Annotated in this window: 15 protein-coding genes; 5 read left to right on the top strand and 10 right to left on the bottom strand. The window is 72.2% G+C overall.

Going from position 1 to position 15,129, the window contains the following annotated elements; all coding sequences use genetic code 11:
- Positions 1-4 precede the first annotated feature (4 nt).
- The 8 genes from fabG to AC06E6_RS12850 are packed head-to-tail and all read right to left on the bottom strand — an operon-like array spanning position 5 to position 6,441.
- A complete protein-coding gene (gene fabG / locus AC06E6_RS12815) occupies positions 5-733 on the bottom strand; it encodes a 3-oxoacyl-ACP reductase FabG (RefSeq protein WP_240212539.1) in 729 nt (242 codons plus the stop codon).
- A gap of 28 nt (positions 734-761) precedes the next feature.
- Positions 762-1,196 carry a hotdog family protein gene (locus tag AC06E6_RS12820; protein ID WP_240212540.1) on the bottom strand — a complete coding sequence of 145 codons (435 nt, stop codon included), beginning with the start codon at positions 1,194-1,196 and terminating at the stop codon, positions 762-764.
- Entirely contained in the window at positions 1,183-3,477 is a 2,295-nt protein-coding gene (locus AC06E6_RS12825) for an MMPL family transporter (protein WP_240212561.1), read from the bottom strand. Before AC06E6_RS12825 ends, AC06E6_RS12820 begins: the two co-directional genes overlap by 14 nt.
- 41 nt (positions 3,478-3,518) lie before the next feature.
- Positions 3,519-4,178, bottom strand: a complete 660-nt coding sequence (locus AC06E6_RS12830) for a LolA-related protein (RefSeq protein ID WP_275692528.1) — start codon at positions 4,176-4,178, stop codon at positions 3,519-3,521.
- On the bottom strand, positions 4,120-5,100 hold the full coding sequence (locus AC06E6_RS12835; protein WP_240212542.1) for an LpxL/LpxP family acyltransferase: 981 nt from the start codon (positions 5,098-5,100) through the stop codon (positions 4,120-4,122). The genes AC06E6_RS12830 and AC06E6_RS12835 overlap by 59 nt, the downstream gene beginning before the upstream one ends.
- Entirely contained in the window at positions 5,097-5,393 is a 297-nt protein-coding gene (locus AC06E6_RS12840; RefSeq protein WP_104939920.1) for an ApeI family dehydratase, read from the bottom strand. Before AC06E6_RS12840 ends, AC06E6_RS12835 begins: the two co-directional genes overlap by 4 nt.
- A 50-nt stretch (positions 5,394-5,443) precedes the next feature.
- Positions 5,444-6,166, bottom strand: a complete 723-nt coding sequence (locus AC06E6_RS12845) for a ketosynthase (RefSeq protein ID WP_104939921.1) — start codon at positions 6,164-6,166, stop codon at positions 5,444-5,446.
- A gap of 5 nt (positions 6,167-6,171) precedes the next feature.
- Entirely contained in the window at positions 6,172-6,441 is a 270-nt protein-coding gene (locus tag AC06E6_RS12850; protein WP_240212543.1) for a phosphopantetheine-binding protein, read from the bottom strand.
- A 200-nt stretch (positions 6,442-6,641) separates the two neighbouring features.
- On the opposite strand from AC06E6_RS12850, the gene AC06E6_RS12855 reads away from it, so the two are divergent.
- On the top strand, positions 6,642-7,652 hold the full coding sequence (locus tag AC06E6_RS12855) for a chorismate transformation FkbO/Hyg5 family protein (protein WP_345778727.1): 1,011 nt from the start codon (positions 6,642-6,644) through the stop codon (positions 7,650-7,652).
- Between the two features lie 661 nt (positions 7,653-8,313).
- On the opposite strand, the gene AC06E6_RS12860 is transcribed toward AC06E6_RS12855, so the two are convergent.
- Positions 8,314-9,585, bottom strand: coding sequence for an AMP-binding protein (locus AC06E6_RS12860; RefSeq protein ID WP_240212544.1), 1,272 nt, complete (start codon positions 9,583-9,585; stop codon positions 8,314-8,316).
- A 283-nt stretch (positions 9,586-9,868) separates the two neighbouring features.
- On the opposite strand from AC06E6_RS12860, the gene AC06E6_RS12865 reads away from it, so the two are divergent.
- The 4 genes from AC06E6_RS12865 to hemF all read left to right on the top strand — a co-directional run bounded on the left by AC06E6_RS12865 (position 9,869) and on the right by hemF (position 14,368).
- Positions 9,869-12,232: a S9 family peptidase gene (locus AC06E6_RS12865; protein ID WP_240212545.1), complete on the top strand. Its 2,364-nt coding sequence runs from the start codon at positions 9,869-9,871 to the stop codon at positions 12,230-12,232.
- A gap of 151 nt (positions 12,233-12,383) precedes the next feature.
- Entirely contained in the window at positions 12,384-12,803 is a 420-nt protein-coding gene (locus AC06E6_RS12870) for an NUDIX hydrolase (protein ID WP_240212546.1), read from the top strand.
- A gap of 43 nt (positions 12,804-12,846) precedes the next feature.
- Entirely contained in the window at positions 12,847-13,425 is a 579-nt protein-coding gene (locus tag AC06E6_RS12875) for a hypothetical protein (protein ID WP_240212547.1), read from the top strand.
- Between the two features lie 22 nt (positions 13,426-13,447).
- On the top strand, positions 13,448-14,368 hold the full coding sequence (hemF, locus tag AC06E6_RS12880; protein WP_104939925.1) for an oxygen-dependent coproporphyrinogen oxidase: 921 nt from the start codon (positions 13,448-13,450) through the stop codon (positions 14,366-14,368).
- Positions 14,369-14,418: 50 nt separating this feature from the next.
- Here the strand turns inward: hemF and AC06E6_RS12885 are convergent, their stop codons facing one another.
- Positions 14,419-14,898 (bottom strand): DUF421 domain-containing protein, encoded by a 480-nt coding sequence (locus tag AC06E6_RS12885; protein ID WP_104939926.1) that lies wholly within the window; start codon positions 14,896-14,898, stop codon positions 14,419-14,421.
- Positions 14,899-15,129: the final 231 nt, after the last annotated feature.

Here is a 15,129-nt window from a genome sequence, read left to right on the forward strand (position 1 = left end):
CGGCTCAGCCCATGCCGCCGTTGATGCCGATCACCTGGCCGTTGACGTAACCGGCGTCGTCGCTGCACAGGAACGCCACCAGTGCCGCCACTTCCTCCGGGCGGCCCGCGCGCGCGGCCGGTACGGTCTGCCGGATCAGCTCCGGCGGAAACGCATCGCCGGCCATCCGCCCTTCGATCACCCCGGGGGCGACGACGTTGACGCTGATGCCGCGGCTGGCCATTTCCCGCGCCAGCGACTTCGAGGCCCCGTGCAGCGCCGCCTTGGCCGCGGCGTAGTTGGTCTGGCCGCGGTTGCCGAGCACCGCCGCCACCGACGAGACGCTGACGATGCGACCCCAGCGCGTGCGCGCCATCGGCAGCAGCAGCGGCTGGGTGACGTGGAAGAAGCCATGCAGCGACACGTCGATCACCCGCCGCCAGCGCGCCGCGTCCATGCCGGCCATCGGCGCGTCGTCGTGCACCCCGGCGTTGTTGACCACGATCTGGATCGGGCCGTCGGCCAGCAGGCCTTCCAGCGCCGCCGCGGTGGCCTCGCCGTCGGCCACGTCGAATGCCACCGGCTGCGCGCTGCCGCCGGCGGCCGCGATCTCCGCGGCCACCGCCTGCGCGCGCGCCAGGTTGCCGTTGGCATGCACGATCACATGCGCGCCGGCCGCGGCCAGGCGCCGGCAGATCGCCCCGCCCAGGTCGCCGCTGCCACCGGTCACCAGCGCGCGTCGCTTCGTATTCATCACGATTTCTTCCTGCATGTCGTTGCGCTCATTGTCCGGGTTGCAGCATCACCGCCGCGCGTCCTTCGGCCAGCAGCCGCCCGCCGTGGCTGATCCGGAACGCGTACTGCTGGCTGGCCCCGGTCTCGGCCAGGACCTGCGCGGTCGCTTCGATGGCGCCATCGAGATCGTCGATGCGCGCGACATGCAGCCGCACGTCGCGCAGCGCCACCAGCACGCCGGGCAGCACCGCGCCGCCGCCCTGGCGCGCGCGCAGGCCGCCGTGCACCGCCATCGCCTGCGCGCCGTACTCGCACAGGTGGACCGCGCGCAGCCGGCCGTCGCTGCGCAGCGGGTGCGCCGGATTGCGGTGGTTGTGCGCGCGCAGGACGATGTCGCTGGCGCTCCACGCCAGCACTTCGTCCCACAGGCACATGTCGCCCTGGTGCGGCACCAGCGGCAGGATGTCCTCACGCCGCAGCATCGGCGGCCTCCTGCCAGGGGTGGCGCGAGACCAGCAGCGCCAGCACGAAATTGCACACCACGCCCAGCGCCACGGTGCTGCCGATCGCGCGCAGCACCGGGATCGAGGACAGCCCGAGCAGGCTGAACACCAGCAGCGTCATCGCGCTGCACACCAGCAGGCCATGCAGGGTGCGCAGCTGGTCGGCGTGGCTGTCGCCGGCGTGCTCGAAGAACAGGCCGTAGTCCAGGCCCAGGCCGGCGGCGAGGATCAGCCCGATCAGGTGGAACAGGTTCAGCTCGACGCCGCTGGCGCGCAGCAGCGCCAGCACCACCAGCGTGGTCAGCAGCATCGGCAGCAGCACCCGCAGCGCGCGGCGCGGCGAGCGCAGCGCGGCCCACACCGTGGCCGACAACAGCAGTACCGCCACCGCCAGCGCCATCAGCACGCGGCCGCGGTATTCGGCCACCAGCGATTCGGAGGCGTGCTTCAGGTCCAGCAGTTCGGCGCCGTGCAGGCGCGCGCTGGTGGCGACCGCGGCCACGTCGTGCAGTCCGCTCAGCGACACCAGCGCGGTGGCGTGGCCCTGGCCCTGCAGCAGCAGGCCATCGACCGCGCTGGCCAGCGGCGTGCCGTGCAGGTCCTGCGGCTGCAGCGCGGGTGCGCTGCGGGCGCGCTGCACATCGGCGATGAACGGCTCGAACGCGTCGTCGCGGAACGGGGTCCCGGCCACCGCGGTGGCCAGTGCGCCGCGCAGCGTGGCTTCGTCCGGCAACAGCTGTTGGCGCTGGCGCTGCAGCGCGGCGCTGGGCAGGTAGCGCGCGGCCATGTCGTAGCGGTCCAGCGCGCCATCGGCGACCAGCTGCTGCAGCACCGGCCGCAAGCCTTCGCTGGCGGCCAGCGCCGCCTGCGCGTCGGCGCCGCGCACGGTGATCACGTAGCGCACGTCAGGCGCGCCGAGTTCGCCGCGCAGCTGCGCATCGCGCTGCAGGTCGGCCGGATCCACCGGGGTCAGCTTGCCCAGGTCGTTCTGCCAGAATGGCCCCGGCGCCCACACCAGCACCCCCAGCGCCGCCACCGCCAGCAGCGCCAGCGAACGGCGCGGGCGCGGCAGCCGCCGGGTGTGGCGCCACAGCCGCGCCAGGGCTGCCGAATCGGCGAAATCGCGGGTCGCCGGGTCGACCAGCGCCGGCAGCAGGTAACGGGTGGCCAGCGCCGCGGTGGCCAGCGCGGTGATGGTGAACACCGACAACTGCTTCAACCCGTCGACCCCGGAGAACAGGAAGGTGAGATAGGCGATGCAGGTGGCGACCACGCCGGTGCCCAGGGTCGGCCACAGCGCGCGCACGTTGTCCCATGGCGAGCGGCCCGGGCGCTGGTGGCTGAAGAAATGGATCGGGTAGTCCTGCACCACGCCGATCAGGGTGAAGCCGAAGGCGATGGTGATGCCGTGCACGCCATCGAAAGCCAGCGCCACCGCCGACAGCCCGGCCAGGCCGGCGCTGGCCAGCGGCAGGAAGCCCAGAATCGGCATCTTCCAGCTGCGGTAGGCGATCCACAGCAGCAGGATCATGCCGAGCGTGTCGATGGTGCCGATGGTGCCGGCCTCGCGCGCGGTGCGGTTGCCGATCTTCACCGAGAACGCGCCCGGCCCGCTCATCTCCAGGCGGCTGCCGCTGTCGCCGGTGATGCCCGCGAACGCGGCCGTGATGGTGTCCACCGCCTGCTGCTGCGCGCCGGGGTCGAACCCGGCCGCGCGCGTCTGCACCAGCAGCAGCGCCTGGCGGCCGCTGCGGTCGAACCAGACCTCGTCGATGCGCTGCGGTGCGTTGGCCGGCTGCAGCGCCTCGGCCACGCGCAGCACCTGCAACGTGGGATCGGACGGCAGCAGCGGCTCGACCAGCGCCCCCGCCGGCGAGCCCAGGTCCTGCAGCCGCGCCTGCAGTTCCTCGCCCAGGCGATCGGCGCTGAACGCATCGGCGGGCAACGCGTCGATCAGGTAGCGATAGGGCAGCAGCCGCTCGGGGAAGGCCTCCAGCCCGGCCTGGCCGCCATTGGCGACCAGCTCGAACTGCGGGTCTTCCGCCAGCGCCTGCTGCAGTTGCCGCGACTGCCCGGCGAGCTGCTCCGGCGCGGCACCGGACAGCGCCAGCAGCAGCAGCCGCGCGCCCGGGCCTTCGCCCAGTTCGTCGAGCAGCAGCTTCTGCGCCGGGGTGCGCGCATCGGGCATGAACTTGCGCAGGTCGCCGCTGACCTGCATGCGCCCGCTCAGCCAGGCGGTGAGCAGGCCCAGCAGCAGCATCCAGGTGATCGCCAGGCCGATGCGCAGGCGCGGGGTCAGCTTCAACGCCGGCTCCCGTCCAGGCCGGCCGCGGCAGCGCCGTCGTGCGCGCCGTCATGGCACAGCGTGGCCAGCGCATCGGCCCGGCGCACGCGGTCGGCGGCCGTGGCCGCGGCGCCCAGCAGGGTGCGCTGCAGTTCGCCCCGTGCCGGTTGCGTTTCGATGCAGCGCAGCTCGCCCTCGCGCCCACGCAGCGTCACCGCGCGTACCCGCGCCGCCAGCGCCGGTGCCGTGGGCGTGAGCACCAGTTGCCAGCGCTGCGCGGTACCCGATGCCTGCAGGCGATAGGCCTGCTCCAGCGCGGCCAGGTCGCCGGACAGCAGCGCACCGAAGCTGGCCTGCAGGTCCGACAACTCGGGCACCCGCTGCAGCGAAAACACCCGCGGCGGCTTGCCGGCGCGGGCGATGCTGACCTTGCCGTCGGCGATGGTGGTGGTTTCGGCGTAGGGCACGCGCACTTCGCGTACCAGCGTAGCCGGGTCCGGGCGGCGGTACTGGCCTTCCACCCGCAGCGGCTCCTTCAGCAGCGCCGAACCGCGCAGTTCCACGAAGCCGGTCTGGCTGGGCACCGGTTGCGCCAGCCGGCGCAGGATCCAGCCGGCATCAACGTCGGCCGCCAGCGCCGGCGCGCTGCTGCACGCGGCCAGGAGCACCGCCACCATCCAGCGGTGCGGGGAGTGAGGCTTGGGAATGCCAGAAATCATAGAAGTTGAACCAGTTCCAGGGGGCGCCGCGCAGGTGGTGTTCGAGCCTGCCGGCATAACGGTGAACCAGCGCCGACAGCGCCTCGGCCCGCTGCGCGCGGGGTACGTCGACCGCCGTGGCGAACGGCTCGAACAGCAGATCGTAGCGGTTGCCGCCGCGGTACAGGCCGAAGGCCAGCATCACCGGTGCCTTGAGTACGCTGGCGATCAGCCACGGTGCGGTCGGGAACGGTGCCGGCGCGCCCAGCAGCGGCGCGGCCAGCGCGGTTTCGCCCGGCCGCGCGCGGTCCACCAGCAGCGCCACCATGGCCCCTTCCTGCAGTGCCTGCTGGATCGCAAGCACCACCGCGGGCCCGCCCTGCCCGGCATCGATGATGCCCGCGGCCAGGCCGGGGTCGAGCTCGGCCAGCAGTTCGGTGATGGCGGCATTGTGGCCGCGGTCCAGCAGCACGCGCAGTTTCAGGTCCGGCCGCTGCCGGCCCAGCGCGCGCAGCGCGTCGAAGCTGCCCAGGTGCGAGCCGAACAACAGCACGCCGCGGCCTTCGTCCAGTTGCGCAAGCAGCTCGCCGGTGCCTTCGGTGCGGATATCGAACAGGTCCATGCGCCCGCCGAGCAGGAATACCCGGTCGAGAATGGTCGCGGCGAAAGTGTGGATATGGCGCGCCACGTCGCGCAGCCGGGCGCGGCGGCCCAGCACGCGGCCGAGGTAGGCGCGCGAGGCGCGGCGCTCGCTGGCGCGTACCAGCAGGAAGTAGCCGGTGATCGGGTACAGGCAGAGCCGGGCGATGCCACGCCCGCCGTGGCGGGCGATGGCCGCGATCAGGCGGACCGCGGCGCGGCCACCGCCCTCGGGACGGCGCTTCCAGTCGGCATCGCTCATGCCGCCGGCCCGTCGCCGGCCACCAGTTCGCCGCGCGCAAGCAGCGCGTCGCCACGCCACACCCGGAACTTCCAGTGCGGCGCTGCGCCGTCCAGTTCGATCCGCGCGACCTGCCCGGGCAACAGCGGCGCCATGAACTTCACCTGCGGCAGGCGCAGCGCGCCCAGCGGTTCCCCGGCCGCGGCCTCGGCCGCGCGCAGGACCTGTTCCAGCACCACCACGCCCGGCACCAGCGGCCGCCCCGGGAAATGGCCGGGCAGGCAGGGATGGTCGGGATGGATGCTGAACTGCATGGCGGGGCGTGCGGCGGCGGGGGCCACAGGATACCCGCGGCCCCGCCGGTTCAGCGCAGCAGGTCGCGCCAGAACGCCGGGCCCAGCTGCCCCATCTGGCGCACGAACTGGCCGGCGCTGCGGTACGGCCGGTGCGGGAACAACCGGCAGCGCAGCGCGTACTCGGCGACGAAGAAGCCGCCGATCAGGCCCCAATCGGCGACGTTCGCCCACCACGACCATTGCGCGTGGCTCAACGGCCAGCGCGGCTGGTGGCCGAACGCGGCCAGCAGGCCGTCGGGCACCGCGCTCATCGCCAGCGCCAGGTTGATCGCCGCCAGCAGCGCCAGCAGCAGCGCCCAGGCCGCGGTCAGGCGCCGCGCATAGCGTTGCAGCCGTGGCTCCACCGGCACCCCGGCGCGCGCGTGCAGCGCCTGCACGATGCGGGTGATCAACGGCACCCGGCCGGCCCGCAGCGAACGCGCGAAGCCCCAGGCCACCAGCAGCGGGAACACCACCGGTGGCGCCAGCAGCAGCATCCACGCCCACGGCGAGCGCCCCAACCAGGCCAGCAGCAGCGCCGATGCAAGCAGCGCGGCCCATGCCAGCGGCCGGCGACGTCCGAGTGCGTCGAGCAGGCACAGCAGCACCAGCCCGAACAGCGCCAGCGCCGCCCAGCCGCCCTCGCTGCGCAGGCTGGCCACGTGCGACAGCACCGGGTAGGACAGCAGCAACGCGATCCGCAGCAGGTGGGCGGCCGCCCCGGGGCCGGGCGCATGGCCGGCGTGGTTCATGGCGTTCAGGTGGTGCGGTGCGCCTGCACGTGCGCGGACAGCGCGCGCAGCGAGGCGAAGATGCGGCGGTTGTCGTCGTTGTCCGAACGCAGCTGGAAGCCGTAGCGCTTGCCGATGGCCAGCGCCAGCTCCAGCGCGTCGATCGAATCCAGGCCCAGTCCGTCGTTGAACAGCGCCGCCTCCGGGTCGATCGACGCAGAGTCCACGTCTTCCAGGTTCAGGCTCTCGACCAGCAGTTCGGCCAGCTCGCGCTCGGCCTCGGTTTGTTGCGACATTGCCACTTCCATGAAGAGATTGATGCGCAACGATCCGGTATCACCGCCCGCGGCGCAACCATGGCCCTCACCGCGCGCGCGGTATCATGGCGGTTTCTGCAGCACCGATCCGCCCGCACGATGACGTCCCTGCTCCCCTGCCCCGCTTCCGCTCCCCCGCCCGCCCGCGCTGCCGGCCGCCCTGGTCGCCGGAGCGCGCGATGAACGCGGTATCCGGCTTCGCGCCCGCGGCCGGGCTGGAGGTGGACTACGCCGACCCGGCGCGGCTGCCCGCGCTGCTGGCCGACCCCCGGGTGCTGGCGGTGTTCGGCTTCCAGGCCGGCGACGGCGCCCCGGCCAGCGACGACCCGCGCTACCTGCAGGTCGGCCTGCAACCGGAAGGCGAACCACGGCTGGAGGTCTGGCGCAGCGCCGGCACGGTGCACAGCGGCCGCGAGGCCGACGGCCTGGCCTGGGCCAGCGACGGCGCGCTGATGTTCGGCGCGCTGCAGATCGACGAAGTCCGCCACGGCGGCATCCTGGAAGCCGGCGCGCACGCCTATGCCCGGCTGCTGTCGTCATTGCCCCGGCAGGGCTATCCGCACCTGCTGCGGATCTGGAACTACCTGGACGCGATCACCGAGGGCGAGGGCGACGACGAGCGCTACCGCCAGTTCTGCGTGGGCCGCGCACGCGGCATCGGCACCATCGACCCCGGCACCCTGCCGGCGGCCACCGCCATCGGCCGCCTCGACGGCGTGCGCGTGCTGCAGGTCTACTGGCTGGCCGCGCGCGTGCCGGGCACGCCGCTGGAGAACCCGCGCCAGGTCAGCGCCTGGCGCTACCCGCGGCAGTACGGCCCGCAGTCGCCCAGCTTCGCCCGCGGCATGCTGGCCGCGCCGGGCAGCAGCGTGCCGCTGCTGCTGTCGGGCACCGCCAGCGTGGTCGGCCACGCCACCCTGCACGGCGAGGACACGCTGCGGCAGCTGGAGGAGACGTTCGCCAATCTCGACGCGCTGGTGGGCACCGCGCGCGCGCGCCTGCCGTCCCTGCCGGCGCATTTCGGCGCGGGCAGCCGGCTGAAGGTGTACGTGCGCGACGCGGCGGAGATCCCGGCGATACGGCAGGCGCTGGCGCGGCATCTGCCGCCGGAGGTGGCGTACATCGTGCTGCACGCCGAAGTGTGCCGGCGCGACCTGCGGGTGGAGATCGACGGGGTACACGGCGCCTGACCGCGGCTGCGGTAGCCGTTGCCGTTGCTCCCCGCTTTTGACTGCCGGGTCCCCTTCCGAAGCGACGGAGCCGGCGGGAATAACCCAGAGGGCGACGCGCATGGACGCGCGTCGTTTTTCTACGCGACAGGGATGTCGCGTAGAAAAATCCCGCCGGCGGAGTGGACCCGGCGCGCGTAGCGCGGCGGGCGCGTAGGCAGGGGCGTGTTTCTTTTGGCTACCTTTTCTTTGCACGAGCAAAGAAAAGTAGCTCGCGCCCCGAAGGGGAGCGAAAGCCTTTGATCCTGCTCCTGCCCTTGCTGTGCATCCCTTGGAGGTCTGTGTCAAAGCGATAGGCAGAGCCGGAGCCAACCATTAAGCGGAAGCTTGAAAGCAGAGCGTTCGCCCCTGCTTCGCAGGAGCGAGTTACTTCTCTTTGCTCGTGCAAAGAGAAGTAACCAAGAGAAAGCACGCCCTGCCTACGCGCCCACGGCACTGCGTGCCGCGGGTCCACTCCGCCGGCGGGATTTTTCTACGCGACATCCATGTCGCGTAGAAAAACGACGCACATCCATGTGCGTCGCCCTCCGGGTTTTTCCCGCCGGCTCCGTCGCTGCGGAAGGGAACCCGGAAGTCAAATGCGGGGAGCAACGGCAAAATCACGGCAACGGCAACCGCAGAACTATTCCCCGCCGCGCAGCAACGCCAGCACCGCATCTCTGGGCAACTTCCCCGTCTCGTTGCGCGGCAGGCACGCCACCCGGCGCAACGGCCGCGGCAGGAACACCGGGTCCATGCCCGCGCGCAGTTCGCGCAGGATGTCCGCCTCCTCACGCTCCGGTGCCACCACCAGCGCCGCAATGCGCCCCACCGCCTGGCCCGGCTCCGGGTCCAGCTGCACCATCACCGCGTCGCGCACCCCGGGCACCGCCTGCAGGCGCCGCGTCAGGTCGCCCAGCGACGCGCGCTTGCCGGCGATCTCCAGCAGGTCCGCGCGACGGCCGCGCAGCAGGAAGCGGTCGTGCGGCAGCGGCTCGACCAGATCGGCCAGCAGCACCGGCTCGGCCAGGTGCGGTGCATGCACCCGGGTGCCGTCGTCGCGCGGCTCCAGGCGCACGCCCGGCAGCAGCGTCCAGGCCTGTTCACGGGCGGTGCGGCGGCGGGCGAAGATGCAGGTCTCGGTGGACCCGAACACCTCGCGCACTTCCGTGGCGAAACGCGCTTCGGCCGCGGCGGCCAGCGGCTGCGGCAGCGGCGCGGTGGCGGTGACGATGCCGGCCAGCGGCGGCAGCGCCACGCCCGATTCGACCAGTGCCTTCAGGTGCACCGGCGTGGTGACCAGCAGCCGCGGCGCGGGCACTTCGGCCAGCGCCTGCGCCACGTCCTGCGGGAAGAACGGGCGGCCGGCATGCAGCATCGCCGGCGCCAGCAGCGGCAGCAGCACCGACATTTCCATGCCGTACATGTGCTGCGGCGGCACCGTGGCGACCACCGACGGCATGCGCTCGCCCCACAGGTCGCCCAGCGCCTGCAGGTTCTGCGCGGTGCTGGTGACGAACGCGCCCCAGGTCTTGGGGTTGGCCGCCGGCGCGCCGGTGCTGCCCGAGGTGAAGCCGATGGCGACCAGCTGCGCCGCATCCAGCAACGGAACCTCGCCCGGCAGCCGTGGCAGCACCTCCGGCAACGCGAACCAGCCCGCCGGCAGCGGATCCGGAGCGGTGTCGCCCAGGCACCAGGCCTGCTCGTGGCGCCGCTGCACGTCGTCCACCACCGCCGGCGCGCGCGAGGGCGGCAGCAGGTTGACCTGGCCACGCAGGGCGATGGCGCAGAAACCGACCAGGAAACGGTAGCGGTCCTCGCACAGGTTGACCGCGTGGCGCCCCGGCGGCAGCAGTGCCGCCACCCCGCGCACATGCGCGAGGAACGTATCCAGGTCGATCGTCGCGGCGGCCATCGCCAGTGGTCGCGCGCGGGCGCCGGTGGCGAGGGGATGCAGGCAGCGGGAAATCGGATGGGCAGCGGGCACGCGGGACGACCTTCGGGAAAAACCGCCGCGCAACGGAGGTCGCGGCCGGCGCCCAGCATAGCCGCTGGCGGAAGCCGCACAAACGCGGGCGCGGCGGAGCGCGGGCGCGCAGGGCCCGGGCGCGGTCTGCGCGCCCGTCCATGACCTGTGGCCCAGCCCTGCGGCGGGGCGGGCTGCTAGGCTTTGCCGGTTTTCTCCACCGGTGCCCGCGATGTCCAGATTCCTGCCCCTGTCCCTGTTGCTGCTGGCCGCCGCCGGCGGTGTCCACGCCGCGCCCACGCCGATCACCATCGAGCAGGCGATGGCCGACCCGGACTGGATCGGGCCGCCGGTGGAATCGGCCTGGTGGTCGTGGAACGGCCAGCAGGTCGAGTACACGCTCAAGCGCAAGGGCAGCCCGGTACGCGACACCTTCCGCCAGGCGGTCGACGGCGGCGCGGCGCAGCAGGTTGCCGACGACCAGCGCGGCACGCTGGACGCGGCCACCCGCGTGTATGACCGCCAGCGCCAGCGCATGGCCTTCGTGCGCAACGGCGACGTGTTCGTGCGCGACCTGCGCAGCGGCGCGCTGACCCAGCTCACGCGTGGCAACGAGCGCGCCGCGGGCGTGGATTTCGCCACCGACGGCGGCGTGATCTGGAGCGTCGGCAACACCTGGTACCACTGGAACGCGGGCAGCGGCGCCATCGCCGTGGTCGCCCAGCTCAAGGCCGAGAAGAACCCCGCCGATGCGCCCAAGGCCGACGTGCTGCGCGACCAGCAGATGCGCACGCTGGAGACCCTGCGCCGCGACCGCGCCCAGCGCGAAGCGCTGCGCGAGCAGGGCGAGCGCTGGCGCCAGGCCGATCCGACCCGCGCCCCGGGCCCGCTTTACCTGGGCGCGGACGTGGAGATCGTGGACAGCGCGCTGTCGCCCGATGCCACCCACCTGATCGTGGTGACCAAGCCGAAGAACTTCGAAGACGGCCGCGGCGGCAAGATGCCGCTGTACGTCACCGAATCCGGCTACGAGGAGACCGAGGACACCCGCACCCGGGTCGGCCGCAACGGCTTCGCCCCACACGCGCTGTGGCTGGCCGACGCCCGCACCGGCCAGGTACGGCCGCTGGCACTGGACGCGCTGCCCGGCATCGGCAGCGACCCGCTGGCCGCGCTGCGCAAGGCCGCCGGCAAGGAGCCGCTCAAGGGCAACCGCAGCGTGCAGGTGATGGGCGACTTCATGGGCGGCGGCATCCGCTGGAGCGCCGACGGCAGGCAGGCGGCGGTGATGCTGCGCGCCAACGACAACAAGGACCGCTGGATCGTCAGCGTCGGCGACGACGGCCGCCTGCAGAACCGCCACCGGCTCACCGACCCGGGCTGGATCAACTGGGGCTTCAACGATTTCGGCTGGATGGCCGACGGCCGCACGCTGTGGCTGCTGTCCGAGGAGTCTGGCTTCTCGCACCTGTATACCCAGGCCGGCAGCGACAGGCCGCGCGCGCTCACCAGCGGCAAATGGGAGTCCTCGGCGCCGGTGCCCTCGGCCGACGGCAAGGGCTTCTACGTGCTGTGCAACCCGCAGGCACCGCACGACTACGAGGTGTGCGGCGTCGACGTCGCCAGCGGCCAGGTGCGCGAACTGACCGATCTCAACGGCGTGGAGGACTTCTCGCTCTCGCCCGACGGCCAGCAGCTGCTGGTGCGCTACTCCGGCGCCTACCTGCCGCCCCAGCTGGCGGTGGTGCCGGCCGCGGGCGGCAGCGCGCGCGTGCTCACCGACACCCGCAGCGCCGAGTTCAAGGCGCGGCAGTGGATCCAGCCGCAGCTGGTGGCGGTGCCGTCGAAGCACGGCGCCGGCGTGGTCTGGGCCAAGTACTATGGCCCCGCGCAGAAGGAGCCGGGCAGGAAGTACCCGGTGGTGATGTTCGTGCACGGCGCCGGCTACCTGCAGAACGTGCACCAGCGCTACCCCGCCTACTTCCGCGAACAGATGTTCCACAACCTGCTGGTGCAGAAGGGCTACATCGTGCTGGACATGGACTACCGCGGCAGCGAGGGCTACGGCCGCGACTGGCGCACCGCGATCTACCGCAACATGGGCCACCCCGAGCTGGAGGACTACCTGGACGGCCTGGACTGGCTGGTGGAGACCCAGCAGGGCGACCGCGACCGCGCCGGCATCTACGGCGGCTCCTATGGCGGCTTCATGACCTTCATGGCGCTGTACCGCGCGCCGGGCACGTTCAAGGCCGGCGCCGCACTGCGCCCGGTCGGCGACTGGCACCAGTACAACCACGGCTACACCAGCAACATCCTCAACACCCCGGACATCGATCCGGAGGCCTACCGCGTGTCCTCGCCGATCGAGTACGCCGAAGGCCTGCAGGACCACCTGCTGATCGCCCACGGCATGATGGACGACAACGTGTTCTTCCAGGACTCGGTCAACATGACCCAGCGCCTGATCGAGCTGCACAAGGACAACTGGTCGATCGCGCCGTACCCGCTGGAACGCCACGGCTACACCCGCGCCGATTCCTGGCTGGACCAGTACAAGCGCATCCTCAAGTTGTTCGAGGAAACGCTGAAGTGAGCACCCGGCAGGGGCGGCCCGGCGCCGCCCCTGCGCGGTGCGCCGCCTTTCCGGTGGCACCGGCGCGCCGCCGCCTCGTGGCCTGGGCGACGGCGTCCACGACACCGGGTACCGCCGCGGGCAGGCCACGCCGCGCGGCGGATTCCAGCCGATGACCTCCCCCATCCGCATCGTTACCGCGGTGATCCTGGACCGCGCCGGCCGCGTGCTGGTGGTGCGCAAGCGGGGTTCGCGCGCCTTCATCCAGCCCGGCGGCAAGCGCGAGGCCGGCGAACAGGCGCTGCACACGCTGGCGCGCGAACTGCGCGAGGAACTGGGCGTGGCGCTGCGCGCCGGCGGCGCGCACGCGCTGGGCACCTTCGAGGACGACGCGGTCAACGAACCCGGGCGGCGCGTGCAGGGCGAATCGTTCCTGGTGCAGGTGGACGGCACGCCGCGCGCGCGCGCCGAGATCGCCGAGCTGGCCTGGATTCCGCTGCATCCGCCGCATGGCGTGGTGCTGGCGCCGCTGAGCGAACGCCATGTACTGCCGGCGGCGCGGCGCTGGCTGGGGGCTGGGCAAGCCGGCTGAAGCCGGCGATAGTGCCCGCCACCGCAACCGACAGCGCCTCCGCGTGATCCCATCCACTCCCCCGCCGCTCCGCCGCGCGTCGCAGACCGCCGCCGGCTTCGTCGACGTCACCGCCCGGCTGTCGCTGGCGATGGCGGTACTGTCCATCGGCTGGAGCCTGCTGCAGCTGCTGCTGGTGGCCCTGCTCGGCCGGCTCGACCCGTTGGGCTGGCTCGAGCGGCAGGGCCTGCCGGTGCCGGCGGCGCTGCACTGGGCCGCACAGCACGCGCTGTCGCTCAGCGTGCTGATGCTGCTGTTGTCCGTGGCCCTGCTCGCGGTGTCGTGGGCGCTGCTGCGCCACCACGAATGGGGACGGATCGGCTTCATCGTGTTCCTGGTCGTGGTGGCCCTGGCCAACTTCGCCATGCTGCCGCTGGTCGACGGCCTGTTCACGGCGATGCAGGCGGTGCTGCCACCGGGCTTCCACGACTCGGCCGACGGCCGCCATGCGATGGCGCAGATGCAGGCCAGCCGCTGGACCGCGCTGCTCAGCGCCGGCGCCACGGCGCTGGCGTTCGCCGGCCTGCACGCCTGGCTGGTGGTCAAACTGTGCCGCGACGAGGTCCGCGCGCTGTTCCGCTGAACGCCTGCGCTACAGTACGCGCATGGACGATTTCGAACGCGTACGCGACTACCTCACCGGCCTGCAGGACCGCATCTGCCAGGCCATCGAATCCGCCGACGGCCGGGCCCGTTTCGTCGAAGACCGCTGGCAGCGCGCCGACGCCGGCGGCTCCGCGCCGCTGCTGGGCGGCGGTGGCCGCACCCGGGTCCTGCGCGATGGCGCGGTGTTCGAGCAGGCCGGCATCGGCTTCTCCGACGTGTCCGGCACGCGCCTGCCGCCGTCGGCCTCGGCGCACCGCCCGGAACTGGCCGGCGCGTCGTGGCGCGCCTGCGGCGTGTCGCTGGTGTTCCATCCGCTCAATCCCTACCTGCCCACCACCCACGCCAACGTGCGCTACTTCCAGGCCGAGCGCGACGGCAAGGCGGTCGCGGCCTGGTTCGGCGGCGGCTTCGACCTGACCCCGTTCTATCCGTTCGACGAGGACGTGCGCCACTGGCACCAGGTGGCGCATGATCTGTGCGCGCCGTTCGGCGCCGAGCGCTACCACGCGCACAAGCGCTGGTGCGACGAGTACTTCTTCCTCAAGCACCGCAACGAGACCCGTGGCGTCGGCGGCCTGTTCTTCGACGACCTGCAGGGCGATTTCGAGCGCGATTTCGCCTATATGCGCGCCGTGGGCGACGGCTTCCTCGATGCCTACCTGCCGATCGTGGCGCGCCGCAGGGACACCGCGTATGGCGAGCGCGAACGCGAGTTCCAGCTGTACCGCCGCGGCCGCTACGTGGAATTCAACCTGGTCTACGACCGCGGCACGCTGTTCGGCCTGCAGAGCGGCGGCCGCAGCGAGAGCATCCTGATGAGCCTGCCACCGCGCGTGCGCTGGGAGTACGGCTACCAGCCCGAAGCCGGCAGCGACGAGGCGCGGCTGGCCGGCTACCTGGTCCCGCGCGACTGGCTGTAACGGCCGCGGCCCCGCGCCGGCACCGACCGGCGCACGCGGCCATGGCCGGGTCAGTCGCGGCGGCGCGGCACGATGGTGATGTGGCCATTGGTTTCCAGCAGCGCCAGCTCGACCTCATCGACGCCACGGCATCCCTGCTGGCGCATCGCCGCGTCGAAGTCGGCGTGGGTGATCAGTTCGCGGCGCAGCACCGAATCCAGCAGGCGGCCATCGCGCGCGATCAATACCGGTTCGCCTTCCACCAGCCGCTCAACCCGGCGGCTGCGGGTGGTGAGCCAGCCCACCGCGTAGTTGATGGTGATCAGCGTCGCGGCCAGCAACAGGCCACCGGCAAGCGAGGTGTCCTGGCCGAGCAGCGCGTTCTGCACGGCGTTGCCCAGCAGCACGATCAACAGCACGTCGAACGGCGTGATCTGCCCCAGCGCGCGCTTGCCGGTCAGCCGCACCATTCCCAGCACCACGACGTAGACCACCACCGCGCGCAGGATGAACTCCCACCACGGCATCGCCAGCGCGAACATGTCCGACATCGGCCCACCCCCCTTTCTGTCTGTGCGGCCATGATGCCCAGACCACCGCACCGGTGCACGCTGGACATGGCTGCGCGGGGCGCGGCCGGCACAAAAAAAAGCCCCGCCGACCAGGGGGGGGTCGACGGGGCTCGAGGAGCGGCGATTTGGGGAGGAATCCCCGCTCCGAGATCTGCTCCAGGGGATGGGAGAGATCCGCGACAGGCGTTGCACCTGTCACGGGCTATATGA

This window comes from Stenotrophomonas sp. Steno-Z10-HUANG, assembly GCF_056393075.1.